The organism is Nocardia jiangxiensis NBRC 101359 (genome assembly GCF_000308615.1).
Classification (GTDB): Bacteria; Actinomycetota; Actinomycetes; order Mycobacteriales; family Mycobacteriaceae; genus Nocardia; species Nocardia jiangxiensis.
Map to the genome: position 1 here is coordinate 55,059 of NZ_BAGB01000068.1, position 25,691 is coordinate 80,749.

A 25,691-nucleotide genomic window follows, 5' to 3' on the forward strand; every position below is an offset into this window, starting at 1 on the left:
GACGCCGCGTTCGGGCGCTACTCGCCGCGCATGCGGGCGCGCAGCTGCGCCTTGTCGGTGCGACGTCGCTCGTCGACCGCGGCGATGTCCTGATTCACCCGGGAGCGCAGCCGCTTGAACAACAGCAACGACAGCGGCATGGCGACGATCAGGGCGAACAGCAGCGCAACGATCACCGGAATATCGACCTTCACCACGTGCGCGACCAGCACGATGACGGCGGCGATGATCGCGACCAGCGCCAACCGGGCCACGGTGTACAGCGCCAGATTGCGCGCCAGCCGCCGCCCCGGCGAACCGGAGACTCCACCGGCAGGCGCGTCGTCCGGACGGGATGCTGCATCACTCACATGCACCAGCCTAGGCGACGCGCCCGAATGCCCTCGATCGGCCACGGACCACACCGCATCGATCGCTGAAGATTCGCCAGAAGAGTGAAACGTTCCAAATCACCAAGCCGTACGCTTATCCGATTTGTCTATTACTTCCCCTTTACCAACGTTAGATCATTCGAGTACGTGGGGGGTCCGGTGCAACGATGTCGCTATCTGATGAGGGAACTGTCGATTACGGAAAGGTTTGCGAATGACTGCGATCACCGCGGCGAGCCGCACGTTTGGTTCCGTCAACGGCCAGGAGGCCCTCCTGACCCCAGGCCAAGTTGCGGCGTTGTTCCATGTTGATCCGAAGACGGTCACCCGTTGGGCACATGCCGGGCGACTGGGCTCACTGCGCACGCCGGGTGGCCACCGGCGCTTTCGCGAGACCGAGGTGATGCAGTTGCTGCGGTCCCTGACCACCGAGGCGACCCGGGTATAACCTCTTTTCGACGTCCACGGTGCCGCAGGTACGTCCACGGGATTACCCTCGATAGAGGAGGTGAGCGACGTGACGTACCTGTTGGCACTCATCGCTGTGGTGGCTGTTGCGGTGCTGTGCTGGAAGGCGTTCGGACCGCAGCGAGCGAACCGTATCGGTGCCGGCCATACGGTTTCCCGACGCAAACGCGTCATCGGCCCTGATGACGACCCAGAATTCCTCTGGCGCATCTCACACAAGGGCCACGACGGCGACCCCGGTTCGGGCGAGTAGCCCTCGCCCGGCCGCATACTTTCCGAGCGTCTCTCGCTGGGGCGTCTCAGTCCAAGGCAACGCTGTGCCGGGGTAGCTACACCCCGATCAGGTCGTATGCCTCCAGAGCGGCGTGCCTCGCCGCATCACTCGCCGCGAGCAGCGGCAACCGCACCGCCGCACTCGGGATCCTGCCCTGTGCCGCCAGAACCGCTTTGAGCACACCGGGATTCGGCTCGGCGAACAATGCCGAAGCCAGGGGTGCGAGCCGATTGCCCAGTTCACGGGCCCGCTCGAGCGATCCCGCGCGCCAGGCCGCAATCAGTGCCGCATAACCCGCCGGGGCCACATTTCCGCAGGCCAGGATGGCGCCCCGCGCGCCCAGAGCCAGCAGCGGCGCGGCGAACAGATCGTCGCCCGAGAGCACCGCAACCTCCCCGCGTACCCGGCTGAGGAATCCGATCGTGGCCTCGTCGATGCCGCCGACCGCCTGTTTTAATCCCACGACGTTCGGCAATTCCGCCAGCCTGCACAGCGTTTGCGCGCCGAGCGGGCGGCCGGTGCGCTGCGGAACGTTGTAGACCAGCACGGGAACCGGTGCGGCCGCGGCGATTCGACGGAAATGTTCCACCACACCGTCTTCCGAGGGGCGGGTGTAATACGGGACCACGACCAGCGCGGCCGAGACCTCGGGAGGGAGCGCGGCAAGCGAGTCCGCGGAATCCTCGGTCGAATTCGATCCCGCTCCAGCGATGAGCGGGACGCCGCGAGTCCGGCACACCGTCGCGCAGATCTGCAGAACTCTGTGACGTTCGACACTCGTGAGCGTCGCAGGCTCGCCTGTCGTGCCCAATGCGACGATTCCGGCCGCGCCTTCGTCGAGGATGTGATGGGCGAGGCCCTCCAATGCGTCGTCGGCGAGTTCGCCCGCGGCGGTGAAGGGAGTGATCAGCGGAACGAACAGGCCGGTGAGTTTCATGAGCCCAGCCTGACGGAATCAATACATTACGTCTATTACGCATTTCTTGCGGCGAACGTAAGCTGAACTGATGCTCGACGTGCGAAGACTGCGATTGTTGCGCGAGTTGGCCCGGCGCGGCACCATCGCCGGGGTGGCCGAGGCGCTGTCCTACACCCCGTCGGCGGTCTCCCAGCAGTTGTCCGCGCTGGAACGTCAGGCCGGGGTGCCGCTGCTCGAACGCACCGGCCGCAGTGTGGCTCTCACGCCCGCCGCGCTACGTCTGGTCGAACACGCCGACACCGTGCTCGCGGTCCTGGAACAGGCCGCCGCCGAACTGGCCACGGCCCGAACCGAACTCACCGGTACGCTTCGCATCGGCGCGTTCCCGAGCGCGGTCCACGCGATCCTGTCTCCCGCCCTGGTCACCCTCAGCCGTGAACATCCCGGCCTGGAGTTGTCGATCACCGAACTGGATCCGGCCCGCGCCCCCTCGGCCCTGCACGCGGAGAGCCTGGACATCGCGCTGGTCCAGGAATACGACTACGTCCCCCGCGATCCCGAAATCGGTTTGGACACCGAGGAATTCCTCACCGAAACCGTCTATCTGGCCGCACCGAACGCGGAACCGCTGACCGCGCATCGCAATTCGCCCTGGATCGCCGGAACCCCCGGCACGCTGTGCAACACCATGACCCAACGTGCCTGCCAGGCATCAGGTTTCACTCCCCACATCCGCCACCACGCCGACGATTTCGGCACCGTCCTGGCCTTGGTCGCCGCCGGGCAGGGTGTCGCCTTCGTCCCCGAACTCGGCGTCCAGACCATCCCGCCGACCGTCCACCTCACCCCGCTACCCACCCGCCGCCGCACCCACCTCGCCTACCGCCGAGGCCACCGCGACCACCCCGTAATCGCCGCCGCGCGCGCCGCTCTGCATTCCGCCGCCAGAAGTCTGAACACCATCGCAGCCATGCCACCCGGCCTGAACCATCCGGTCCGGAAGTGACCGGATGGCCAAGTCACACTGACCCGATTCGCTCGCCGATCACGCAGCGTCGATCAATTCCCGGAGCTCGCCGATGTCCCAAAGCCCTCGAACCCCCGGTAGCCCGCCGAGGTAGGTATGAATCCGCTCGGCCGTCCACCCGTGCGATTCCCGCAGCCCGTCGGCCAACATCTTCAGATATCGCGGTGCGGGACGGCGCAATTCGACGCTCGCCGGATCCCAAGACGCGGTACAGGTCAGCATCGGATATCCAGCACGCTCCCCGAGATATACGACGGTCTCGTACCGCCCCTCCCCCAATCGAACAGCCCCGTCACGCACCACGGCATCCAGATCGATCCGCATCGCCCCAGGTTCCCGATACATCTCCTGCGCAACAAGATCCTCGAACTGCTCGAGCGTGAACAAATACCCCCGAGCCGCAACCTCCCGCGGCCAATCCTGCATCCCCCGAACCGAATAGAACGCAATCCCACCCGTCCACACCGGACTCTCCCACGCGAAATACACCGCCCCCGGCACCATCAACCCCCGGGTATCCCGAGGTGCCGTCCGATCCCGAAACCCCGGATAAGTCCGCGCACCCCCCACCGGCCGCCCACCCTCCCGATAACAATCGAACCGCGCCGGTAACAAATTCGACCCATACGCCGCATACCAAACCAACGTCACGTCAGCTCCACATCCGTTCCGGTGCTCGCCCCGCCGAACATTCGATGAAAACGCAACTGCGCGTTCGCTTCCGACAAGCACCTCGGCTCATTGCGGCAAGCTGAGCCGGGGATGATCGAGCGGTGCACGCCACGCCGCTTCCCATGGAAACTGCTCGCGCGCTGCGCCTCCCGACCTAGGCTCATGCGGCTCGTCCTGCGAAAGGACCGTCACACCCCACTGCCAGAGATTGCGGATGGCTTCGCCGATAGGCGGAAAACTCATCAGAGCCCGATTCGCGAACGGCACGGCCACGACCGGAAGCCTCAGCCCGAGACCTTCGATCAGCAACCCGAGCGGCAAGGTATCGGATATTCCGGCAGCCCATTTCGCGAGCGAGTTGGAGGTGATCGGCGCGACGATGATGCCGTCGGCCAGCCGGCGAGCTGATCACACATATTTCCCACCCATCGGCCTGAGCCAAGTCCACCAGCGCGCCGTCAGCGCAGGGCATCGGCGCAGTCACAGCGATGCACCCAACCAGGACGCGAACCCGAGCAAACTGAGCTGAAAGATCACCGAGTCTCCCGAAGCACTGCCTAAGCAGGCGCAAGCTCGCTTTCTCGGTACAGTCCGGCTACCGGCTCGTCGGTGCCGTCGATGTCGAGCGCGACATGAATGCGACCACCGTCCACGCTGGTCACGGTACCCTCGACGATGCGGTGGCCGAACGGTACACGGACGCGATCGCCCGGCCGCAACGTGTGGCGCTGTTTCTTGCGCATCGTTCACCCACCTTCCTACAGCGTTTCCCATCCGGCATCGGCCGTGCTCTGCAAGTATGCCTCGACTGCTCTATCCAGGCCAGATGCAGCACCATCGAGAGATCGTCGCCACTTTCGGAACGTGGCCAGGTTGAGCGGCTGTTTCTGCTTGACCACGGCCAGCTTGGCATCATCACTGTGGGCTACCGCGTTGCGAACCTCGTTCAAGTCCGTCATGGTTTCGCGCCACTTCGCTCCTCGAGACGTATACGCCGCATGAATATCGGGCCAGAACGTCATGCCCAATATCGCGAAGTCGTTACCGAGAGTCCCTGGATGCGCATTCCCTTTGTCGAGATTTCTATTGCGCACCAGCGCGTTTCGGATGACAGACATCCGTGGATCGTTGCCCAGGTCCAGACTGCTGACCAGAACAAAGGCCGCGTCGTCATGGAGGTTCCGACAGAAACCCTGAAACTCGGCGGCGAGGCGGACGAACAACGCAAGGTTGAGATGTTCGGTTGCGTATTGGCGGCCGCGCCGCTCACCCGTGACATGCCCATGAATCGCTTCGAGGCTGTCGAGAGCCTCGCAGCGACGAGTTTTCCAGACCTCCAGGGCATTTGAGTTGGCACGAGGCACGCGAAGACTCTATGACCGTTCCTCAGGTCGGGTCTAATTTGTCCGCCGTTGCAACTCGAACAGTAATCAGACGGATCGACGTCTACTGCCGATTCACACAACAACGAGTCGAATTGCACCGGCAAATGGCCTATTGGACGAATGAATCCACAGGTCAGCCCCTATCAGCTCAGCCCGGCGTATGAGTGCAGACTGCTCACCACGATGTTGATAGTGAACATGTTGAACAGCATCGCGACGAAACCCGCGAGGTTGATCCAGGCGACTTTGGTTTCGCGCCAACCCGAAGTCGATATCGTCATTACGCCCGCACCGAACCATCTGAACGCGATCACACTCAACGCGATCATGTCCGTGGTCAACGTCGAAACCGTCTGCCCCCGACTCACTTTCGCCCGCTGGGCAATTCCGTCAGGCCACATCGGGTGACGACCTACTGGGTGCATCTCGTCCCGAACCGATTCATGACCGTACGCAAGCCCTCGGCCTGCTGCTCGCGACCGGCATACCACTGGCGGTATTCCTGGCCGCAGTGTTCTGGCCCGAACCGAAAAGCCCACCGCGACCACGACGAAGGCTCCGCAGATCACGATCGATCGGAGGACAGCGGTTTGGCTGGATGAACGAGGTCGTAATCGCCTGCCCTGCTTCGCCGCACCTCGCTGTAGCCGAACCGCTTGTACAGGCGCAGATTCGCATGGCTTTTCTCACCGGTGAACAACCGCATCTCGGTGATCGTGCTCGGGACGAGGGTTTCGGCAGCGGTCAGCAGCGCGGAACCGAAACTGTTCCATTGATGGTCGGGGGCCACCACGAGCCGTCCCAGATGGCCGACCGAGCCCTCGATCATCACCCGAACAGCGGCGACCAAACGAGCATGGTCGCGAATGCCGAAGGCGAGCACCGCAGGAGAACCCAGTTCGTCCAGGAGTTGCGGAAGCGTCTGCGTCAGCGGCGGAAGAGTCAAGTCCGCGTGAGCCTGCGCCTCGCTGACGTAGGCGGCTCGTTGCAGCGTGAGGATCTCGCCGCCGTCGGCCCGGCTCAGCGGCACGACATTCGGCTCGTCGAGCATGGGTCGACCTTATCGATCGACGCAACCGAATTCCGGTACTGCGCCAAGCCCCCGCGAGAGGTGCCTTCTCAGTTCAGCCCGGCATACGAGTGCAGACCGCTCACCACGATGTTGATGATGAACAGGTTGAACAACATCGCGACGAAACCCGCGAGGTTGATCCAGGCAGCTTTGGTTTCGCGCCAACCCGAGGTTGCTCGGGCGTGCAGGTAGGCGGCGTAGATGACCCAGGCGATGAAGGAGACGGTTTCCTTGGGGTCCCAGCCCCAGAAGCGGCCCCAGGCGGATTCGGCCCAGATGGCGCCGAGGATGATGCCGGTGCCGAAGATCGGGAAGCCGATGATGGTGGTGCGGTAGGCCAGGCGGTCCAGGGCGCGGGCGTCGGGGAGGCGGCGGGCGATCGCGCCGAGGATGTTGTCGGATTCCTCGCCCGCGGGCTGGACCAGACGCAGCAGGAACAGCAGGCTCGACACGCCCGCGACCAGGAAGACGCCGCTGCCGATGCTGACGACCGTCACGTGGATGGGCAACCAGTAGGACTTGAGCGCCGGAACCACCGGGGCCGCGTCGGCATACAGCACCGTGCCGGCCAGGAACATCAGGATCAGCACCGGAACCAGCAGGAACGCCCACATCCCGCGATAGCGTTCGTGCCGCAGCAGTACCACGCCCAACGTGACGGCCGCACCGGTCGCCATCGTCACGAACTCGTACATGTTGCCGAGCGGGAAACGATGAGTTGCGAAGCCGCGCAACACGATCGAGATGATGTGCAAGCCGAGCGCGACGTACAGCACGGCGAAGGCCATATTGCCGATCCGCTCCGAGGCGGGTTTGCCCGCGGGCTCGGTGATCCGGCCCGGCCCCTGCGGCGTCGCGGGCGAATTCGCGCCCACCGCAACGAGTTCGCGCTGCTCGGCCTTACGGGTGTAGGCCATGGCGTACTGCACCAGCAGCATCACGAAGACCAGGACGTACACCACGATCGCCGACTTGAACGCGAGATCGCTGTAGGAGGCGATGTTCTCGTCGATCGGCATTGCTACTCTCCCGTACTCTCGGTCGGCGACCCGCCCAGCAGGCGAACACGCAGGCGGTCGAACTCACCGCCCCACCCGGCCTGGTCGGTACGGGCCAGACCGCCCATTTCTACTACGGTACGTCGTTTGTCGTCCGGAGTCTCCGCCGGGTCCCGTTCATCGGCCGGATATGCGCGCAACCAGATCCGGCGGCGCTTGACCAACAGCGAAACCAGCAGCCCGGCCATCATCGTGACGGCGCAGACCAGCACCCACTGCTGCGCGGGATCGTGCGAGACCTGCAGATTCGCCCACTGCTTCGCCCCGTCGAACCGCACCTTCGTCCCGTCCGACAACGTCGCGGATTCACCCGGCTTCAGATTGACCCGCGTCTGCTTGACCAGACGACCCTGTTTGATCATCTCCGGATCCAGCGAGAACACCGACTGACTGCGACCGGTGTCCAGACCCGTCTCACCGCGATAGATGTCCACGGCCACCGCCGGATCGGTCAAGGCCGGATACGACGAGCTCAGCAAGGTTCCGTGCATGAAAGCCGTCGGCGCGAACAGCCCCTCGATGGCGATCTGATTCTTGCGGTTGTCAGCATCCGAGGGATACATCCCGCCGGGCGGATCGAACCGCATCACGCCGCTGGACAGGAACGTCGCATCGCCGGTGGGCTCCCACTGCACCGACTGCGTGCGGGTCTGCCCGTTCGGATAGGTGACGGTGAACGTCGGCGCGTAACCGTGGCCCTGCACATACACCCGGTCACCCTCGACCCGCAGCGGATGATTCACCTGCACGGACGTATCGCGCCAGGTGTTGTCGGCCAGATTCTGCGCGGTCTGATACGAGACGTCCGCGGTGAACATCTGCGCCTCACCGTTGGGCAGATAGTCGGCCCGGAAATCCTTGACGCGTACGCACAGCGGGGTCAGCCCGGTGCCGTCGATGAGATTGCCCGCGCGGAAGGAATCGAACGCCGAAATCGAACTCGTGCAGAATCCGGGACCGCCGTCGGCGAGGACGATGACATTGCCCTCGTAGCCGAACATCTTGCCGACCGCGATCGCCACCAGCAGACCGACCAGCGCCAGATGGAACACCAGATTGCCGAATTCGCGGAAATACCCCTTCTCCGCCGACAGCGTGACCTGCGCGGAGTCGTCGGCGGACCGCTCGATCACCCGCCAGCCGCGAAGCTGCTTACGCGCCGCGGCGATCACCTCGGCCGGCGCCTGCTCGACGTTCGTCGAATAGTGGTGCGGCAACCGGGACAGCCGGCGCGGCGCGGCGACCGGCGGCGTGCGCAGCGCCTTGTAGTGGTCGAACACCCGCGGCACGATGCAGCCGATCAGCGAGATGAACAGCAGCGCGTAGATCGCGGTGAACCAGAAGCTGGAGAACACGTCGAACAGCTGCACCCGGTCCATCAGATGTCCGAGGGTGGGCCGGTCGGCGATGTATTTGTCGACCTTCTGCGCATTGAGGGAGCGTTGCGGCAGCAGCGCGCCCGGAATCGCCGCCAGCGCCAGCAGGAACAGCAGCATCAGCGCGGTGCGCATACTGGTCAGCCCGCGCCAGGTGTTGCGGACGACCGCGAGAATCCTGCGCAGCGGAGACTGGCGAGGGGGGCGGGCTGGGGCCTCGGGGGCCGACATGGTTGCAGTCATAGTCAGATCGGGAGAGTCACTCGGGAGACGAACATATTGCGGACCCACCCCACGAACTGGTCCCACATACCGGTCACCAGCGCGATACCGACGGCGACCAGCAGAATTCCGCCGATCACCTGAATGGTGCGCGAATGGCGACGCAGCCAGCCGACCCCGCGCAACGCGCTGGCCGACCCGAAGGCCAGGATCACGAACGGCAGACCCAGGCCCAGGCAGTAGGCCACGATCAGCACCACCCCGCGCACGGCGGTGGTCCCCTCGGTGCCCGCGGATACCGCCATCACCCCGGACAGCGTCGGGCCCAGGCACGGCGTCCAGCCGAGCGCGAACACCGCGCCCAGCAGCGGTGCGCCGACCAGACCGGTCAACCGTCGCGGATGCATCCGGGTGTCCCGCTGCAGCGCCGGGACCAGGCCCAGGAACACCAGCCCCATCAGCACGGTGACGACACCGCCGAGACGTTGCAGCAGTTCACGATTCACGTTCAAGGTCTGGATGAGGCCGAACACCGTCGCCGAGGCCAGTACGAACACGACGGTGAATCCCGCGACGAACAGACCCGCCGCCCCCGCCACGCGCATCCGCCCGGCCTTGTCGAGGGTCACGGTCTCCGGACGCTTGCTCTCCCGCGCCTGGGCCACGGTCACCGGCGGGGCTTCCGCACCCACCAGCCCGGCCAGATAGGACAGATACCCCGGCACCAGCGGCACCACGCACGGCGAGGCGAACGACACCAGCCCCGCGAGCAGACACGCGCCCAGCGCCAGCAGCAACGGCCCGGACGCCGCGGTCTGCTGGAACGAATCCCCTACCGAGGCAAGCACACTCACCTGCATGTCGACCGGCCTCGGGCACCGTGTCCGGAACGCCGCGAATGCTCAGCGCAGCCCATTCGGCTCACTTCGTCCCCTCCGCGGCGAGACGATCGACCACCGGCTGCAGATCGGTGGCCAGCAGCGAACGCAGGAAGACCGCCGCCACCCGATGCTGTCGATCCAGCACCAGCGTGGTGGGGATGACGCTGGTCGGGAACTTTCCGCCCAGGGCCAGCAGGCTACGGAATTCCGGATCGTAGATCGACGGATACTGGATGTGGTTGGTGCTGACGAAATCCTGCGCCTTGTCCTGCTCCGGATCACGCACATTGATCCCCAGGAACGCGACTCCGCGCGCCTTCGACTGCTCGTACACCTTCTCCAGTTCGGGGGCCTCGGCCCGGCAGGGCCCGCACCACTGCCCCCAGACATTCAGCACCACAACCTGATTCGGGAAATCGTCCACCGAAATGGTCTTGTTCGTCAGCAGATCCGGCCCCGACATCTTCCCGATGGTCCCGCGCTTCGCGGCCGGATCGTAGAAGATATCGGTCTTGCCCCCGGGCGACACGAACTGGAACGTCCCGCCCTGCGCCACCGCATCACTGCCGGTCGAACACCCGGCGAGCACCGCCACCAGCGCCGCGCACGCGAGCAGAACCGGCAGCACGATCCGCAACGACCTGCGTCCACCCGACGCGCGACTAACGCCGCCGGGCCGAGCCTCGTCGTACCCACCGGATCTGTCGTGTGCCGAGCCGTTCACGCTCCGGTCACCCGCGGATCCGATTCCCCCGCAGGTTCGGAGTAGACGATGTCGATCAACGTATCCCCTTGGTAGACAAGGGATGTCAGCGAGGCGAGGGAGCACTGGCGGTTGCGCGGGTCGTGCCACAGGCGCTTGCCCTCGAGGAAGCGCCGCAGCGTCCACACCGGAAGCTGATGGGAGACCACGACCGCCTCGTGACCGGCGGCCTCCACGCGAGCCTTGTTCACCGCGGCCAGCATGCGGTGCGCGATCTGCAGGTACGGCTCACCCCAGGACGGGGTGAACGGGTCGCGCAGCTTCCACCAGTGCCGGGGCTTGCGCAGTGCGCCGTCACCGACCGAGACGCGCAGCCCCTCGAAGGTGTTGCCCGCCTCGATCAGGTTGTCGTCGGTACGCACGATCAATTCGTGCAGTCCGGCGATCGCACCGGCGGTCTCCTGCGCGCGTTGCAGCGGGGAGGCCACCACCAGCGTGATGTCGTGATCGGCGAGCGCGCGGCCGACCGCCGCGGCCTGGGACCGGCCGGTCACCGACAGGCCGAAGCCGGGTAGGCGTCCGTAGAGGATGCCCTTCGGGTTGTGCACCTCACCGTGCCGCATCACGTGCACGATCGTCTCGGTGTCCGCGACGTCGTCGGGTAGTTTCACGTGCTCGTCGGAAGTGCGGTCCGCCGCCGCCTCGGACCTGATGTCCTGCGGTGTGTCGGATGTCGTCTCGTCGGCTGGCTCGGTGCGCTCGTTCACGCGTCGGATCCTTCGGGTGTGGCAGCCGCCGCGGCCGCGGCAGCGGCGGGCAGGGCGGCGGCGATGCGGTCGAATGCGTCCTCGTCGAGCGCGGCGGAGACGAACCACGTCTCGAATGCGCTCGGCGGGGCGTAGACGCCGCGATCGAGCAGAGCGTGGAAGAACGCCGGGAAACGCCAGGTCTGGCTGGCCTTCGCGGTGGCGTAGTCGGTAACCGGATGGTCGGCGAAGAACACGCTCACCATATTGCCCGCGAATTGCACCTGGTGGGTGACCCCCGCCGTGTCCAGCGCGCCACTCACCAGCGCGCCGAGTCGTTCGGCGTTGCGATCGAGTGCGGCGTAGACCTCCGCGTCGGCCGCGCGCAGCGAAGCTAGTCCGGCCGCCACCGCGACGGGGTTACCCGACAACGTCCCGGCCTGATAGACGGGCCCGATCGGCGCGAGCCGGTTCATCACCTCGGCGCGACCGCCGAACGCCGCCGCGGGCAGCCCGCCGCTCATCACCTTGCCGAAGGTGTACAGATCGCCCGCGACACCGTCGCGCCCGAACCATCCGGACCGGCTCACCCGGAATCCGGTCATCACCTCGTCCATGATCAGCAGCGCGCCGTGTTCGGCGGTCAGCCGCCGCAGGCCCGCGTTGTACCCGGGCTGCGGGGCGACGGTGCCCATGTTGCCCGCCGCGGCCTCGGTGATGACGCAGGCGATCTGGTCCGGATTCGCGGCGAACGCGGCGGCCACCGCGTCCAGATCGTTGTAGGGCAGCACGATCGTGTCGGCCGCCTGGGCACCGGTGACGCCGGGCGAGGTCGGCAGGCCGAGCGTCGCGACACCCGATCCCGCGTCGGCCAGCAGCGCGTCGACGTGCCCGTGATAGCACCCGGCGAATTTGATGATCTTGCTGCGACCGGTGAAACCGCGGGCCAGCCGCACCGCGCTCATGGTCGCCTCGGTACCGGAGTTGACCAGCCGCACCCGCTCCACGGGGTCGACCCGCGCGGCGATCTCCTCGGCCAGCTCGATCTCCGCCTGGGTCGGCGCACCGAAGGACAATCCGTCCACCGCGGCCCTGCGCACCGCTTCCACGACCGCCGGGTGTGCGTGACCGAGAATCATCGGTCCCCACGAGGACACCAGGTCCACATATTCGGCGCCGTCCGCGTCGGTGAGCGTGCACCCGCGCGCGGAAGTGATGAATCGCGGCGTACCGCCGACCGAATGGAACGCTCGCACAGGCGAATTCACGCCGCCGGGAATGATCGCAGCGGCGCGATCGAACAGGCGCGCGGAGGCCGGAGAAGAACTCACGGCCTCCAGTGTCTCAGCCCGGCCCGCACCGGTCGACGACAGGGTGTAGTGGGGTGAGCCACCCCACACCGGATGTCCGGATTCAGCACAACACGCCGGAGCGCCGATCCGGCCCGCTTCGGTCGCTCACCGATAGCTACTGCGTACCCTCTGTCCATCAACCGCAATCCGGCCGGGAGTAATTGATGCGAACCTTGATCATCGGCGCCACCCTGACCGCCCTCATGGGCACCGCACTGACCTGCGCCGCGACCGCGGCCTCGGCCGGAGCCCTCGTCGCACAGCCCGATCAGGGGCGGATCGGGATCAGCCTGTCGCACGCCGAGACCGCGGCGCTCGCGGACGGTCCGGTTCCGGCGCTGGTCACCAAGGTCGTCCCGCTGAATCGCATGGGTGCGGGGCTGCATCCGGGCAGCCGGATCCAACGCGATCAGCACGGCGGCGTGCACGCCTCACTGCGTGAGGTGCTGCTCGAATCGGCCGCACATCCGGACGGGAACGTGGTCGTCTTCCTGGACGCCCCCGGCACACACGGTCCGCGCGTGCTCGACATCTACGAGCACTGGAACTGACTCCTACCAGTGCGAGGGCTTCAGGCACGTCAGCGAGAATCCGGTCGTCACCAGGCAACTCATCGGGCCCGGAAGTCCGTCGACCAGACGTGAGCGGGTCACCGGTTCCGGAGCCGGACCGGCGTCCATCGCCGTGATCACGTCCAGGGTCACGGTGGCCAGCCCGATGACGCCGACGACCAGCATCACCACGACTCTGCGCTGCACGGGGTACGTGCGGGACATACCTTCAGTGTCCCCGGGAATCACCCGGTTACCCCCGATTGCCGAAAGTTGGCCCAGAACCTCTATCTGCGGCCGAACGGTCAGCGGCGAGGAGCCCGGTCCAGGCCGCGCGCGATCAGATCGATGAGGGCCAATCCGGCCACCGCGACCAGCAGTGCGGCCAGTCCGAGCCACAGCCCGTCGTAGCGGGTCGCATCGAAGGCGGGCAGATCCCCGGACGCGGCGAACGAGGTCGATTCGATACCGGCGTGCCAGGCCGGCACGACCCCGGCGAGGCAGAGGACCAGGACGAGCACGTCCAGCACCGGCCACAACCGATACATCATCGAGCGTCCTCCGTGCCGTCGCCGGTGTGCGAGCCGTCGTTCGCGGGGCGCCCCTCGACCGCCGCGGTGAGTTCCTCGCGCAGACGGCGATGATCGCGCGCCCACGCCTGCACCAGACTGCCGTCCCGCAATTTCAGTCCGATGCCCTTGCGCCGTCGCGGCACACCGGCCAGTTCCCCGAGCGCACGCGCGGACTGCCAGTCCTCGTCCTCCCAGGACTCCTCGTCGTGCTCGGGGAGGACGGTGGCGATCCGTTCCAGTTCCAGCGTCTCGGCGCCCTCGCGCAGCGAGGTTTCGGTGAGTTCCACACTGACGTGCCGCTTACCCGCGACAACCTGCAACGAGACGAATCCGGCGAGCAGTACCGCGCAGAAGAGCAGTCCGAACCAGTGCACCGGACCGTGGCCCAGCACCAGTTCCAGGATCAGCACGATCAGGCAGATCAGCGGGCCGTACGCGACGGCGCGCCAGCGCGCACCGGGCTCGGCGAACCGCACGTCGGCCGTGGCTCGGGTATCGGTCACGGAAACCTCCAGGCTGTCTCGCCCGTCCGTACTCCGAGAAGGGGCGAAGCGATTCAGCCGACCATACCGGGCAGCAACAGAACGGCCAGCGTGAGCAGACCGAGAACGAGGACCAGAGCCATCATCACGACATCACGCCGAAGGCTCTGCGGCTGCTGAATCACCACTCGCATCATTGCCTCCGCTTCTCCGGAACGCCTCGCGCGATCCGATGCGGAACGCACGACCCACGACATCCGGTTCCCAGGTCCTCTGTGACAACCCTCACGATACATGCCGCCGCACCGGTGACAAATTCACCGGGGCAACCGATTTCCGTTCACCTTGAAGTAGCCGTTGGATTCGGTTCGGCGACAAAGGAATACGGCTCCAGCGGCCACCACCGCCTGCAGTATGGCAGCGGCGCCGGCGAGCATCTCACCGGTGCCGGAGATCGCCCCGAGGCCGAACATCGAGTTCACCCCGCCGATCACCAGAACCACGGCCGCCACGTCCAACAGCGTGCGCGCCCAGGGTTTCCCGCGACGCAGCTGATGCACCACGGCCAGCGCCGCGGCGGCGAGCGCCAGCCCGAACACCACGCCCAGCACGATCAGCAGAGTGACCATCAGGTCGTAGGTCGCAATGGGAGTCTGCGGCTCCTGAGCGCGCAGCTGATCGTAGATGTTCCGGGCGATCGTGTGCCGATGCTCGAACCGCGTCCACATCCCGGCGAGCAGTCGTACCACGCCCAGAACGACCGCGCCCCACCACAATTGGGACGCGGTACGGACGTCATCGGGCATGGGCTGTTCGGGCACCGGCGGGACCGGCGGAGTCCACGGATTCACGACGGTCGGCGCCTCACGCCAGCCAATGCGCGACCTCGGCCGCCCAGTAGGTGAGCACGATATCCGCGCCCGCTCGCCGGATGCCCATCAGCGATTCCAGGATCGCGCCGCGGCGATCGATCCAGCCGTTCGCGGCGGCGGCGGTGATCATCGAGTACTCACCGGAGATCTGGTACGCGGCCACCGGCACGGTGGAACGGTCGGCAACATCGCGCAGGATGTCCAGGTAGGACATGGCGGGCTTGACCATGACGATGTCGGCGCCCTCGGCCAGATCCAGTTCCAGCTCCCGGATCGCCTCGCGGCGGTTGGCCGAATCCTGTTGGTAGGTGCGGCGATCGCCCTGCAGCGAGGAGGAGACCGCCTCACGGAACGGGCCGTAGAACGCGGAGGCGTACTTCGCGGCGTAGGCCAGGATGCCGGTGTCGATGCGCCCGGCCTCGTCCAGCGCGTCGCGGATCGCGCCGACCTGGCCGTCCATCATGCCGCTGGTGCCGAGCAGATCCGCGCCCGCCTCGGCCTGGGCCAGCGCCATGGCGACGTAGCGGTCCAGGGTCGCGTCGTTGTCGACCGCGCCGTCCGGGGACAGCACGCCGCAGTGGCCGTGATCGGTGAATTCGTCCAGGCAGGTGTCGGCCATGACCACCGTCGCGTCGCCGACCTCCTCGGACAGCGCGCGCAGGCCGCGGTTCAGGATGCCCTCGGGGTCGCTGGCGAGGCTGCCGACCGCGTCCTTGTCCTCCGGACGCGGCACCCCGAACAGCATCAGCCCGCCGACCCCGGCGGTGACCGCTTCGACCGCCGCCTTGCGCAGTGAATCCATCGAATGCTGCTGCACGCCCGGCATCGAGCCGATCTCGCGCGGTTCGTCCAGCCCGTCGGCGACGAACATGGGCAGCACCAAATGTCTTGGTTCCAGGGTGGTTTCGGCTACGAGACGCCGTAGAGCAGGGGTACGACGCAACCGCCGCGGGCGGTCCATTCCGGTCATGAATCGCACGATACGCCCCGGTCCACCCCTTTGCCGCACCGCCTCCGCACCCGTCCGCCGCCCCGCGCGAGCTTCCCGAAACAGCCCTCGCCGATCCCGTGACCAGGCATTCACCGGGCAAGAGCGGACATTCGAGCGACAACGGGACGGCCTCCCGGCCGATGCAGCCGAGGACATGCCCGCGTACCCGGGCGTCCCCGCGCGGCACACCTCCGCAACTATGACCAATCACACACGACCGCACCCGATCCGACCGCACACGGCAACCCTTGCCGGACAGTTCGACATCCGGCAGGAAACTGCCGACTCGATGTCCGGACAGATATGCACGAAGGGCAGTCGGACCCGCGCTCGACGCCCGATGCGGACGAGCGCCGCGCCGGGGCGTCACATCCGGTGCGCCGCCGACCGAGACCGATTGCGCCGATCGGCGTCAGCTGGGGCGGCGGCCTTCAGAGCGGCTTCGAGTGCGGTGGTGAGTGTTTCGAGGTAGGCGTCGTCGCTGTCGCCGGACAGGACGAGGATGCGGAAGCCGAGCGGGGCGATGAGCAGGTCCGAGGCCAGTTCGAGGTCGAGATCGGCGGGGAGTTCGCCGCGGTCGATCGCGGCGCGCAGAACCGTGTGGGCGTTGTCGCGGCGCGGGGCGGCGACGGTGGTGCGCATGACCTCGGCGAGGGATTCGTTGTGGTGGGCCTCGGCGAACAGGGCCGCGCCGATTTTCCGGACGGTCGAATTCGACAGCTGATCGCGGAACGTGTCCAGAAGTTGCCGCAGGTCGGTGCGCAGGGCTCCGGTGTCCGGAATCGGGGGCAGGGTGTCGCGGACGGCTTGGCGGATCAACTCGGTGAGCATCTCCTCCTTGGACGACCAGCGTCGGTACAGCGCGGCCTTGCCGACACCGGCGCGGCGCGCGATGGCCTCCATGGACAGGCGCGAATAGCCGGATTCGGCGAGTTCGGTGAAGGTCGCCTCGCTGATCGCGTCGGTGACGTGCTGCCGTAGAGCCGCACCGCCGGTAGCAGGCCGAGCCGCTGTCTGCTCCTTTGCCATGCAGCGAGAATAACCGAGACGGAACCGTTGCGTTCCGTTCGGATCCGGTGTTAGCGTCGAATCAAACGGAACGGAACCGTATCGTTCCTGAGGGAAAGGTGTCCGACCATGAAATTTCTCTACGACGACGAGTCCTTCTCCTTCGAGGCACTGCGCGCGGCGGGTTATGCGACGTACAGCGGCGCGGAACTCGGCGAAGTGCTGGTGACCTGTCGGCAGATCCCGGAGAGCGACGAGGCCGCCTGGTCGACGCAGTGGGCCGCGACCGCCGCGCGCGTCGAGCGCATCGGCCGGGACGCACTGGCCGCCGGGCATCGGGTCAGCGCGCGGGAGGCGCTGCTGCGGGCGTCGAACTACTACCGGACCGCCGACTTCTACCGGCGCGAGGATCCGGCGCACGACGCCGAGTCGGCCCGTCTGGCCCGAGCGTCGCAGCAGACCTTCGACGAGGCCGCCGCGCTGCTCGACACTCCCGCTCGCCGGGTGCGCATCCCCTACGAGGACACCACCCTGCCGGGCTATCTGTTCCTGGCCGACGATTCCGGCGAACGCCGTCCGACCGTGATCTACCACGGCGGATACGACTCCACACTGGAGGAGGACTACTTCGCGATCGCCGCGGGCGCGCTGCGGCGCGGCTATCACGTCCTGGCATTCGACGGGCCGGGCCAGGGCAGCACCGTGCGGGATCAGGGTCTGCACTTCCGGCCGGACTGGGAAGCCGCGGTCACACCCGTCGTGGATTTCGCGCTCGGCCTGCCCGAGGTGGACGCCGACCGAATCGCACTCGTCGGCACCAGTCTGGGCGGCTACCTCGCCGCGCGGGCCGCCGTCTTCGAGCACCGGATCGCCGCATGCATCCTGCACGACGGGGTCTTCGACTGCCACGGCCCGTTCACGACCATCGGCGAGATGTCGGCACAGCTGCCCGGCGGACTCGAGGAGCTGATGGCACAGAACACCCAGGCGCGCTGGGCAATTCGCAACGGCCTGTGGACGTTCGGAGTGTCCGGCCCCGAGGAATTGCTGAAGGCGATCGAGTCCTTCACGATGGCCGGCATCGCGGATCGGGTCATCTGCCCGACGCTGGTACTCGAGGCCGAGAACGACCAGTTCTTCGCCGGCCAACCGCAGCAGATCTTCGACGCGCTGAGCTGCCCGAAGGAATTCATCACCTTCCGCGAGGACGAGGGCGGCGGCGAACATTGCCACGAGGGCGCGACGGCCCTGTTCCACCAGCGCACATTCGACTGGTTGGACGGCGTACTGGGCCGCTGACCCGACCCACTACGAACCGCCGGTCGCACACCTCGCGACCGGCGGTTTCTGTCGGTGCCGAACGCTATGATCGAAGATGTGTTCGAGAGCGGTTCGCGCCCTCGATCATTCGTTTCCACCACAGCCGGGGAGGGTCTCGTGGCCACACATTCGCAGCTCATCATCGACCAGCCGTACGTCCCATTGCTCAAGCGTCCCTTGCCCGCGGGCCGCCCGCGCTCGTGGTACGTCATCCACAACCGCCGCCTCAAGGCGATGCGCCTGGCCATCGCCCTGCTGGACTCCGGCGTCTACCGAGCCGACCTCGCCGACAACGAAACGATCCGCCGCACAGCCGATCTCGTAGGCATCCGCCCACCCTCGGACAAAACCTGCCGCCTCGTCCGAGACCTCATGCGCACCCGCCGCTGAGCAGTCGGAACACCCCGTCCAAGCACCTTGGACAACGCCAGAACCGCCGGAGCGGAGCGGAGGCCGATCAGGCCCGCCCGCGGCGGCTCTTCTTTCGCGGCGGGGGCAGCAGGCCCTCGGCGCGGAGGTGGGCGGCGTGTTCGGCGAGGGCCTCGACCAACGGGCCGACCTGGGCGAGTTCGGGCTGCACGTCTACGCGCAGGCCGAATTCGATGGCGGTCTCGGCGGTCTTTGGGCCGATGCAGGCCACGATGGTGCGGGCGTGCGGTTTGCCCGCGATGCCGACCAGGTTCCGCACCGTGGAGGAGGAGGTGAACAGGACCGCGTCGAAACCACCGGTCTTGATCATCTCGCGGGTCTCCGCGGGCGGCGGCGAGGCGCGCACCGTGCGGTAGGCGGTGACATCGTCGATCTCCCAGCCGCGGTCGCGCAGACCTTCGGCGAGGGTTTCGGTCGCGATGTCCGCACGCGGCAGCAGCACCCGGTTGACCGGGTCGAAAACGTCGTCGTAGGGCGGGAAGTCGGCCAGCAGACCTTCCGAGGACTGCTCACCGCTGGGCACCAGTTCCGGATTGATGCCGAACGAACGCACCCGCTCCGCGGTGGCCTCGCCGACGCAGGCGATCTTCACCCCGGAGAACGCCCGCGCGTCCAGACCGAATTCGGCGAACTTCTCCCACACCGCGCGCACCGCATTCGTGGAGGTGAACACCACCCACTGATAACGACCGTCGACCAGTCCCTTGACCGCGCGTTCCATCTGCGCGGGACTGCGCGGCGGCTCGACCGCGATCGTCGGCACCTCCATCGGGATGGCGCCGTGCGTGACGAGCTTCTCGCTCATCTCACCGGCCTGCTCCTTGGTGCGCGGCACCAGAACCGTCCAGCCGTACAGCGAGCGCGACTCCCACCAGGACATCTTCGACCGCTTCTCGACCTCCTTGCCGACCGTGACCACCAGCGGTCCGACCAGCTCGGAAGCGGCGCTGTTCAACGTGGCCAGGGTGGCCTCGATGGTCCGCTGCTGCCGGGTCGTGCCACGCACGGTGACCGCGACCGGAGTCTGCGGCGCGAGGCCGTGCTCGGTCAGGGCGCTGGCCGTCTCGGCCAGATGTCCCGATGTCGCATGCAACACCAGCGGGCCGGGTGCGGCCGCGACGGAGGCCCAGTCCACCTCGCCACGCACGTCGACCTCGGTGTGGCTCGAGCCCAGCGCTATACCCGCGTAGGCGGGCACCGTCGCACCGGACGGCAGACCGGGCAGCACCTCGAACACCATGTGCGAGCGGGTGACCGCGTTGACCTCGGCGATCACCGAATCGGTGGTCAGCGGATCACCGGACACCAGTCGCACCACGTCGTGACCGTTGCGTGCCTCGGCGACCAGCGTCTTGGCGACCTCGGCAGGCTCACCCAGGGCCGGGCGCACGTCGACCGGGCTCTCCCCGTCCGGGTTGGGCTCCACCGCGATACCGATCAGGGCGAGCACACCCTTGTCCACATCGGGGTCGGTGAACGCCAGCGTCGCCCGGCCGAGCACCTCGCGGGCCCGAACGGTCAGCAACGCAGGGTCACCGGGGCCGGACCCGACAAAGAGAATCCGACCAGGATGCTTCTTAGTGGCTCGGCTCATTTATCGTTCTCCATTGGGCTGGGATGGGTCAAAGTCTGTGCCGCCCTCGCGGTTGGCGCCGAGCAGCTCACGCGCGCCCAGCTCCAGCAGCTCACGGGCCAGCGCGCGGCCGAGTTCCTCGGCCTCGTCGGGCGAACCGACCACCGATGCCCGGAGCACGTCCGAGCCGTCGATCGCCGCCACGCAACCGCGCAGCGACAGTTCCTCGACCACCCGCCCGTCGTCGTCGAGCGATTCGACGACCTCGGCCAATGCGCCGATCGGGGCGGTGCAACCGGCCTCGAGGTAGGCCAGCAACGCCCGTTCGGCTCCGATAGCGGCGCGAGTGCCCGCATCGTCCAGGGCGGACAGGATGGTCACGAGATCCGGGTCGTCGGTGCGGCATTCGACCGCGAGGGCACCCTGGGCCGGGGCGGGCAGCATCTGCACCGGCTCGAGCGATTCGGTGATCTCGTCGAGGCGGTCGATGCGGGCCACTCCGGCCCGCGCGATGACCACCGCGTCGAGTTCACCGTCGGCGACCTTACGAATTCTGGTGTCGATATTGCCGCGCAACGGCAGGATCTCGAGGCCGAGACCGAGCGCGCGCAACTGCGCGGCGCGGCGCGCGGCGGACGTGCCGATCCGCGAGCCCGCGGGCAGCTCGCCCAGGACCATGCCGTCGCGGGCGATCAGCGCATCGCGCGGATCCTCGCGCGGCGGGATGGCCGCGATGACGAAACGCGGGTCCGGCGCGGTGGGCAGATCCTTGTAGGAGTGCACGGCGATGTCGACGGTGCCGAGGGCGAGTTCGTTGCGCAGCGCGGCGGTGAACACCCCGACGCCGATCTTCTCCACCGGATCCGAGGATTTGTCCCCGGCGGTCTTCACCACGACGAGTTCGGCCTGCTGTCCGCCCGCGATCAACGCGTCACGGATGGTGCCGGCCTGGGTCAGCGCCAGCAGGCTGCCGCGGGTGCCGATCCGCCACGGCGCGTCGGCGGTACCGCGACGGGTCGTGTCGTTCTCGTGCACCATGGCGTCGGTGGCCGTCACACTGTGTCCTTTCGAGCATTAACGGGGCGCTCCGTGGTTACGCTCCGCTGCCGCCTGCGCGCCTGGCCGTTCATGCCGGCGTCCCTTCATTACCGGGGGTGAGGTCGTCACCGAGGGTGGCGACCTCCATCGGCGCCACAACCGCTTGTGCCGCACCGGGTTTGAGTTCGAACAGTTCACGCAGGGCTTCGGCGTAGGTGTCGCCGCCGGGTGCGGAAGCCAGCTGTTTGACCCGCACCGTCGGCGCGTGCAGCAGCTTGTCGACCACCCGACGCACCGTGCGGGCGACCTCGGCGCGCTCGGGATCGGCCAGGGTCGGCAGCCGCGACTCCAGCCGCATCAGCTCGGCCTCGACCACATCGGCCGCACGCTGCCGCAACGCCGCCACGGTCGGGGTGACCTCCGCAACGCGTTGGCTCGCAAGATATTTGGAAAGTTCTTCGGCGACGATGGTCCGCGCGGCGGAAGTGTCGTCGGCGGCCGCACCGGCCGCGGGATCGCGCTGCAGCGTCTCCATATCGATCACCGTGACGTCGGGCAGCCCGGCCACGGCCGGATCCACATCGCGCGGCAGTCCCAGATCGCAGACCACCATCCGATGCCCGGCCGGGGCGGAATTCAACGCCCGATGCGCATCGGCCAGCGTCACCACCGCACCGACCGCACCCGTACTGGTGATGACGATGTCGGCGGCGGCCAGCGCACCGACCAGATCGGTCAGATCCTGCGCGGTCGCCGCGACGCCGTGCATGCTCTCGGCGGTGTGCGCCAGGCGCTGCGCTCGTTCGAGGGTCCGGTTCACCACGATCAGGCGGCCGATCCCGGCGCGCGCCAGATGCGCCACCGACAGGCCGCCCATCGCGCCCGCGCCGACCACCACGCCCGTGCGGCCGGTCAGATCGCCCAGTTCGGCCCGCGCCCGATCCAACGCGACGGACACCACCGACGCGCCCGCGCGGTCGATCCCGGTCTCCGAATGCACCCGCTTGCCGACCCGCAACGCGTTCTGCGCCAGCTCGTGCAGGGTGCGCCCGGCAGCCTGCTGCGCGTCCGAGGCAGCATAGGCGGCGCGGATCTGGCTGAGCACCTGCTGCTCGCCGACCACCATCGAATCCAGGCCGCTGGCCACCGCGAACAGGTGCTCGGCCGCGGCCTCGCTGTATCGCACGTAGGCGTGCCTGGTCAGTTCGGGCAGCGGCAGATCCGCGTGAGTGGCCAGCAGATCGCCGATCTCGGCCAGACCGCCGTGGAAGGCGTCGACCACCGCGTAGACCTCCACGCGGTTGCAGGTGGAGACGATCATCGCCTCCGAGACGTGCTGAGACTTCAGCATCCGATCCATCAGCTTCGGACGATCGTCCTCGGTGACGGCAACCTTCTCGAGCACCGCGACCGGAGCGCTGCGATGCGAAATTCCGACTAGAAGGATGCTCATTGCGCGACCACCGATCCGTTACTCATTTGCGGTGTATCCGAGGATCCTGCGTGTTTGCGCAGGCTCCCGCCTCCGGACACACCGCGGCTGGTTGGCTCCATTGCCGAAACCACGACCCCCGCTGGGCGGATCGCGGACGCTGATGTGTGTATCGCCTCGGCGCTGCGCGCCCGTTCGAAGGAGAGCATCTGCATCTCCACGGCCAGATCGACCCGGCGCACCTCCACCGACGGCGGCGCGTCCAGCGCGATCGGGGAGAAACTCAGAATGCACTGCATCCCCGCGGCCACCAGCCGATCGCAGACCCCCTGCGCGGCCGGATCCGGGACGGTGATGACCGCGATGGTCGGTTCGAGTTCGATGACGGCGTCGTTCAGTTCGGCGACGTCGCGCACCGGCAGGCCGCTGACCGTCGCGCCGATGACCAACGGATCCCGGTCGAAGATGCCGACCATGGCGAATCCGCGTCGCCGGAAGCCGCCGTATCCGGCCAGCGCACGACCCAGATTTCCGGCCCCGACCAGGATCACCCGATGCCCTTCGGACAGTCCGAGAACATCCTCGATGCGGGCGCGCAACTTGGCCACGTCGTAGCCGACGCCGCGTACGCCGTTGGGTCCGAGGAAGGACAGGTCCTTGCGCAGCTTCGCCGAACCGACACCCGCCGCGACAGCGAGTTCCTCACTCGATACGATGAGCACGCCCTCGTCGGCCAGGATGGCGAGGACCCGGAGATAGGTCGCCAACCGCGTGACCGTAGCCTGCGGAATGTCCTTGGACGGTGCGTTCGACCGCAGAGCCCTGCCGGAGACGCCTTCGGGCGTCTCATGCTGCTCTGTCACGTCGTTCGGCTCCTCGTCCGGCCGGGGTCAGGTATCCGGTTTCTCTCCGCCGACGACACACCTGGGACCAGTGCCGCCTGGCGCGCGTCGGGGTTATTGGCTGCTTCCGCTGCCGGAAGCGAGCGGCTTGCGTGCCACCACCGTAACCGCTTGTGAAGCCCTGCACAAAGTCGGTGAATTCAGTCACTGTATTTTTGGCCTCCGCTTCGCTCCGGCGGGGTCGGGGCCCCCGAAGGGCCGATTCTTCCCTCCCTACGCTCCCCCGCTTCGCTCCTCCGCTCCGGTCAGTCCAGAATCGACCCGGGCCCCGACCTCGGGGTTAGCGTTATCGAAGGCGGGCGAAACCAGGTGCGTCCGGGGTAGGGCTTTCGTTTTTGCAGGATCCACCCGGCCCGACCTCGGGGTTAGCGTTGCCGAGGGTGGGCGAAACCAGGTGGGTCCGGGGTTGGGCTTTCGTCTTTGCAGGATCGGCCCGGGTCGCGCCTCGAAGTAGGGGCAGTTCGGGAGTGAAACGAACCGGGTGAACTGGTGGGTCAGTGTTCCATCACTTCAGGATCAACCTGGGCCACCGTCCTTGGTGTCGGCGTGTCCGGTGGGGCCGGGAACATACGTATCCACGACGGCTTTAATGAATGTATGGGTGATCGACATGCGGTGACGTTGCTGACCCGGGCAGGTTGCGGGCTGTGCATCGTCGCGTTGGACCAGTTGCGTTCGATTTGTGCGGATTTCGGGATCGAGCCCGGGACCGTGGATGTGGACGAGGCCGCGGCGACCGATCCGGGTTTGCGCGCCGAATACGGCGACCGGTTGCCGGTGGTGCTGCTCGACGGCCGGGAGCACAGCTATTTCGACGTCGACGAAACGCGACTGCGCGCCGACCTGAACCGCTGAGCGCCGGTGTGGGCAGCGCCTCGTCGTTCGTACGGCACCAGGTCACCCCACTCGGTTAATGTTGGGATGTTCGCGCGACGGGCGGAGGTTAGCGGTGCCGGAACGATCCAAAGATGCGAGGACAGGGTTCATCGCGGGCAGATTCGGCGAGTTCCCGGCGCGGTGGGGGCAGGGGTTGTCCGATCAGCTCACCCGCATCACGCGCAGCCCGTTCGGGCCCAGCGAGGAGGAATTGCGCGCCAATCTCGCCGGTGAGGCCAGCGCCGACGCGGCCCTCGCCCTGCACGATGCGGAACTCGCGGAATCGGTTGCGGTAGAAGAAGATTCGCAGATCCCCGAACGCGCTCGCCCGCCTCGCGACCTGACCGCGGCGGCCTTCTTCGACGTGGACAACACGATGGTGCAGGGCGCGTCGATCGTGCACTTCGCCCGCGGCCTGGCCGCGCGCAAGTACTTCAAGACCTCGGATCTGGCAGATATGGCCTGGAAGCAGGTCAAATTCCGGATCACCGGCAAGGAGAGCCAGGGCGATATGGCCAGCGGCAAGGAGAAGGCCCTGGCCTTCATCGCGGGCCGCTCCACCGCCGAACTGGCCGAACTGGGCGAGGAGATCTACGACGAGATCATCGCCGACAAGATCTGGCCCGGCACCCGCGCGCTGGCGCAGATGCACCTGGACGCGGGGCAGCAGGTCTGGCTGGTCACCGCGACTCCGGTCGAACTGGCCCAGGTCATCGCCAAGCGGCTGGGCCTGACCGGCGCGCTGGGCACCGTCGCGGAGAGCGAGGACGGTGTGTTCACCGGCCGGCTGGTCGGCGATATCCTGCACGGCCTGGGCAAGGCGCACGCGGTGCGCACCCTGGCCATCCGCGAGGGCCTGAATCTCAAGCGCTGCACCGCGTATTCCGACAGTCACAACGACGTCCCGATGCTCTCGCTCACCGGCACCGCGGTCGCCATCAACCCCGACTCGGACCTGCGCGAAGTGGCCAAGAACCGAGGCTGGGAGGTCCGCGATTTCCGCACCGGCCGCAAGGCCGCGAAGATCGGCGTACCCACGGCATTGGCGCTGGGCGCGGCCGGTGGCGCAGCCGCTGCGGTGCTGACCCGCAAGCGGGACGCCGCGAAGAACTGACAGTC

Annotated in this window: 31 protein-coding genes and 1 pseudogene; 8 read left to right on the top strand and 24 right to left on the bottom strand. The window is 67.2% G+C overall.

The window, feature by feature from the left end; all coding sequences use genetic code 11:
- Nucleotides 1-17: 17 nt before the first annotated feature.
- Nucleotides 18-350, bottom strand: coding sequence for a DUF4229 domain-containing protein (locus tag ON40_RS29540; protein ID WP_040828155.1), 333 nt, complete (start codon nt 348-350; stop codon nt 18-20).
- Nucleotides 351-585: 235 nt separating this feature from the next.
- Between ON40_RS29540 and ON40_RS29545 the strand changes: the two genes are divergently transcribed.
- Nucleotides 586-819: a BldC family transcriptional regulator gene (locus tag ON40_RS29545; RefSeq protein ID WP_040828156.1), complete on the top strand. Its 234-nt coding sequence runs from the start codon at nt 586-588 to the stop codon at nt 817-819.
- Between the two features lie 69 nt (nt 820-888).
- Nucleotides 889-1,092, top strand: coding sequence for a hypothetical protein (locus tag ON40_RS29550; RefSeq protein WP_040828427.1), 204 nt, complete (start codon nt 889-891; stop codon nt 1,090-1,092).
- Nucleotides 1,093-1,168: 76 nt separating this feature from the next.
- Here the strand turns inward: ON40_RS29550 and dapA are convergent, their stop codons facing one another.
- A complete protein-coding gene (dapA, locus tag ON40_RS29555) occupies nt 1,169-2,050 on the bottom strand; it encodes a 4-hydroxy-tetrahydrodipicolinate synthase (protein ID WP_040828157.1) in 882 nt (293 codons plus the stop codon).
- A gap of 70 nt (nt 2,051-2,120) precedes the next feature.
- Between dapA and ON40_RS29560 the strand changes: the two genes are divergently transcribed.
- On the top strand, nt 2,121-3,038 hold the full coding sequence (locus ON40_RS29560; protein WP_040828158.1) for a LysR family transcriptional regulator: 918 nt from the start codon (nt 2,121-2,123) through the stop codon (nt 3,036-3,038).
- A 39-nt stretch (nt 3,039-3,077) separates the two neighbouring features.
- On the opposite strand, the gene ON40_RS29565 is transcribed toward ON40_RS29560, so the two are convergent.
- The 12 genes and pseudogenes from ON40_RS29565 to hemL all read right to left on the bottom strand — a co-directional run bounded on the left by ON40_RS29565 (nt 3,078) and on the right by hemL (nt 12,514).
- Nucleotides 3,078-3,485, bottom strand: a complete 408-nt coding sequence (locus tag ON40_RS29565; protein WP_245568047.1) for a hypothetical protein — start codon at nt 3,483-3,485, stop codon at nt 3,078-3,080.
- A 312-nt stretch (nt 3,486-3,797) separates the two neighbouring features.
- Complete coding sequence (locus ON40_RS50210; protein WP_306305403.1) at nt 3,798-4,127, bottom strand: flavoprotein; 330 nt, start codon at nt 4,125-4,127, stop codon at nt 3,798-3,800.
- A 161-nt stretch (nt 4,128-4,288) separates the two neighbouring features.
- Nucleotides 4,289-4,474, bottom strand: coding sequence for a hypothetical protein (locus ON40_RS53335; RefSeq protein ID WP_040828160.1), 186 nt, complete (start codon nt 4,472-4,474; stop codon nt 4,289-4,291).
- Between the two features lie 15 nt (nt 4,475-4,489).
- A complete protein-coding gene (locus ON40_RS53340; RefSeq protein WP_169541919.1) occupies nt 4,490-5,095 on the bottom strand; it encodes a hypothetical protein in 606 nt (201 codons plus the stop codon).
- Between the two features lie 164 nt (nt 5,096-5,259).
- A pseudogene (locus tag ON40_RS29585) lies at nt 5,260-5,388 on the bottom strand (c-type cytochrome biogenesis protein CcsB); the annotation flags it as partial.
- 293 nt (nt 5,389-5,681) lie between these two features.
- The gene (locus ON40_RS29590) at nt 5,682-6,167 is read right to left on the bottom strand and encodes a GNAT family N-acetyltransferase (RefSeq protein ID WP_040828163.1); all 486 of its coding nucleotides are present in this window, start codon (nt 6,165-6,167) and stop codon (nt 5,682-5,684) included.
- A gap of 68 nt (nt 6,168-6,235) precedes the next feature.
- On the bottom strand, nt 6,236-7,207 hold the full coding sequence (gene ccsB / locus ON40_RS29595; protein WP_040828164.1) for a c-type cytochrome biogenesis protein CcsB: 972 nt from the start codon (nt 7,205-7,207) through the stop codon (nt 6,236-6,238).
- 2 nt (nt 7,208-7,209) lie between these two features.
- Nucleotides 7,210-8,865: a cytochrome c biogenesis protein ResB gene (locus ON40_RS29600; protein ID WP_373281993.1), complete on the bottom strand. Its 1,656-nt coding sequence runs from the start codon at nt 8,863-8,865 to the stop codon at nt 7,210-7,212.
- Between the two features lie 2 nt (nt 8,866-8,867).
- A complete protein-coding gene (locus ON40_RS29605; RefSeq protein WP_040828165.1) occupies nt 8,868-9,704 on the bottom strand; it encodes a cytochrome c biogenesis CcdA family protein in 837 nt (278 codons plus the stop codon).
- Nucleotides 9,705-9,765: 61 nt separating this feature from the next.
- Entirely contained in the window at nt 9,766-10,362 is a 597-nt protein-coding gene (locus ON40_RS29610) for a TlpA disulfide reductase family protein (RefSeq protein WP_040828167.1), read from the bottom strand.
- 83 nt (nt 10,363-10,445) lie between these two features.
- Nucleotides 10,446-11,051 carry a histidine phosphatase family protein gene (locus tag ON40_RS29615; protein ID WP_051193759.1) on the bottom strand — a complete coding sequence of 202 codons (606 nt, stop codon included), beginning with the start codon at nt 11,049-11,051 and terminating at the stop codon, nt 10,446-10,448.
- Between the two features lie 140 nt (nt 11,052-11,191).
- Nucleotides 11,192-12,514, bottom strand: coding sequence for a glutamate-1-semialdehyde 2,1-aminomutase (gene hemL / locus ON40_RS29620; RefSeq protein WP_085997827.1), 1,323 nt, complete (start codon nt 12,512-12,514; stop codon nt 11,192-11,194).
- Nucleotides 12,515-12,690: 176 nt separating this feature from the next.
- Between hemL and ON40_RS29625 the strand changes: the two genes are divergently transcribed.
- Nucleotides 12,691-13,077, top strand: coding sequence for a hypothetical protein (locus ON40_RS29625; RefSeq protein WP_040828168.1), 387 nt, complete (start codon nt 12,691-12,693; stop codon nt 13,075-13,077).
- 3 nt (nt 13,078-13,080) lie between these two features.
- Here ON40_RS29625 and ON40_RS29630 read toward each other — a convergent pair whose 3' ends face one another.
- From ON40_RS29630 to ON40_RS29655, 6 genes are all read right to left on the bottom strand, one after another.
- Complete coding sequence (locus ON40_RS29630) at nt 13,081-13,302, bottom strand: hypothetical protein (RefSeq protein ID WP_040828170.1); 222 nt, start codon at nt 13,300-13,302, stop codon at nt 13,081-13,083.
- A gap of 80 nt (nt 13,303-13,382) precedes the next feature.
- A complete protein-coding gene (locus tag ON40_RS29635) occupies nt 13,383-13,628 on the bottom strand; it encodes a hypothetical protein (RefSeq protein WP_157186461.1) in 246 nt (81 codons plus the stop codon).
- On the bottom strand, nt 13,625-14,152 hold the full coding sequence (gene mce1N / locus ON40_RS29640) for a transport-regulating membrane protein Mce1N (RefSeq protein ID WP_040828172.1): 528 nt from the start codon (nt 14,150-14,152) through the stop codon (nt 13,625-13,627). The genes ON40_RS29635 and mce1N overlap by 4 nt, the downstream gene beginning before the upstream one ends.
- 296 nt (nt 14,153-14,448) lie before the next feature.
- Nucleotides 14,449-14,982, bottom strand: coding sequence for a hypothetical protein (locus ON40_RS29645; RefSeq protein WP_040828174.1), 534 nt, complete (start codon nt 14,980-14,982; stop codon nt 14,449-14,451).
- A gap of 13 nt (nt 14,983-14,995) precedes the next feature.
- Entirely contained in the window at nt 14,996-15,973 is a 978-nt protein-coding gene (gene hemB, locus ON40_RS29650; RefSeq protein WP_040828176.1) for a porphobilinogen synthase, read from the bottom strand.
- A gap of 387 nt (nt 15,974-16,360) precedes the next feature.
- Nucleotides 16,361-17,023 (bottom strand): TetR/AcrR family transcriptional regulator, encoded by a 663-nt coding sequence (locus ON40_RS29655; RefSeq protein WP_051193723.1) that lies wholly within the window; start codon nt 17,021-17,023, stop codon nt 16,361-16,363.
- 108 nt (nt 17,024-17,131) lie between these two features.
- Between ON40_RS29655 and ON40_RS29660 the strand changes: the two genes are divergently transcribed.
- Both ON40_RS29660 and ON40_RS29665 read left to right on the top strand, forming a co-directional pair.
- Entirely contained in the window at nt 17,132-18,301 is a 1,170-nt protein-coding gene (locus ON40_RS29660; protein WP_040828178.1) for an alpha/beta hydrolase family protein, read from the top strand.
- 138 nt (nt 18,302-18,439) lie between these two features.
- Nucleotides 18,440-18,712 carry a hypothetical protein gene (locus ON40_RS29665; protein ID WP_040828435.1) on the top strand — a complete coding sequence of 91 codons (273 nt, stop codon included), beginning with the start codon at nt 18,440-18,442 and terminating at the stop codon, nt 18,710-18,712.
- A 67-nt stretch (nt 18,713-18,779) separates the two neighbouring features.
- Here ON40_RS29665 and ON40_RS29670 read toward each other — a convergent pair whose 3' ends face one another.
- The 4 genes from ON40_RS29670 to ON40_RS29685 all read right to left on the bottom strand — a co-directional run bounded on the left by ON40_RS29670 (nt 18,780) and on the right by ON40_RS29685 (nt 23,657).
- Nucleotides 18,780-20,345, bottom strand: coding sequence for a bifunctional uroporphyrinogen-III C-methyltransferase/uroporphyrinogen-III synthase (locus tag ON40_RS29670; RefSeq protein WP_040828179.1), 1,566 nt, complete (start codon nt 20,343-20,345; stop codon nt 18,780-18,782).
- Nucleotides 20,346-21,362, bottom strand: a complete 1,017-nt coding sequence (gene hemC / locus ON40_RS29675; RefSeq protein WP_051193760.1) for a hydroxymethylbilane synthase — start codon at nt 21,360-21,362, stop codon at nt 20,346-20,348.
- Nucleotides 21,363-21,450: 88 nt separating this feature from the next.
- Nucleotides 21,451-22,815 (bottom strand): glutamyl-tRNA reductase, encoded by a 1,365-nt coding sequence (locus ON40_RS29680; RefSeq protein ID WP_040828180.1) that lies wholly within the window; start codon nt 22,813-22,815, stop codon nt 21,451-21,453.
- The gene (locus ON40_RS29685; RefSeq protein WP_083896025.1) at nt 22,812-23,657 is read right to left on the bottom strand and encodes a redox-sensing transcriptional repressor Rex; all 846 of its coding nucleotides are present in this window, start codon (nt 23,655-23,657) and stop codon (nt 22,812-22,814) included. The genes ON40_RS29680 and ON40_RS29685 overlap by 4 nt, the downstream gene beginning before the upstream one ends.
- A gap of 636 nt (nt 23,658-24,293) precedes the next feature.
- Here ON40_RS29685 and ON40_RS29690 point away from each other — a divergent pair.
- Nucleotides 24,294-24,551 (top strand): glutaredoxin family protein, encoded by a 258-nt coding sequence (locus ON40_RS29690; RefSeq protein WP_040828182.1) that lies wholly within the window; start codon nt 24,294-24,296, stop codon nt 24,549-24,551.
- Nucleotides 24,552-24,645: 94 nt separating this feature from the next.
- Complete coding sequence (locus ON40_RS29695; protein ID WP_040828184.1) at nt 24,646-25,686, top strand: HAD family hydrolase; 1,041 nt, start codon at nt 24,646-24,648, stop codon at nt 25,684-25,686.
- The last annotated feature ends 5 nt before the right edge of the window (nt 25,687-25,691 follow it).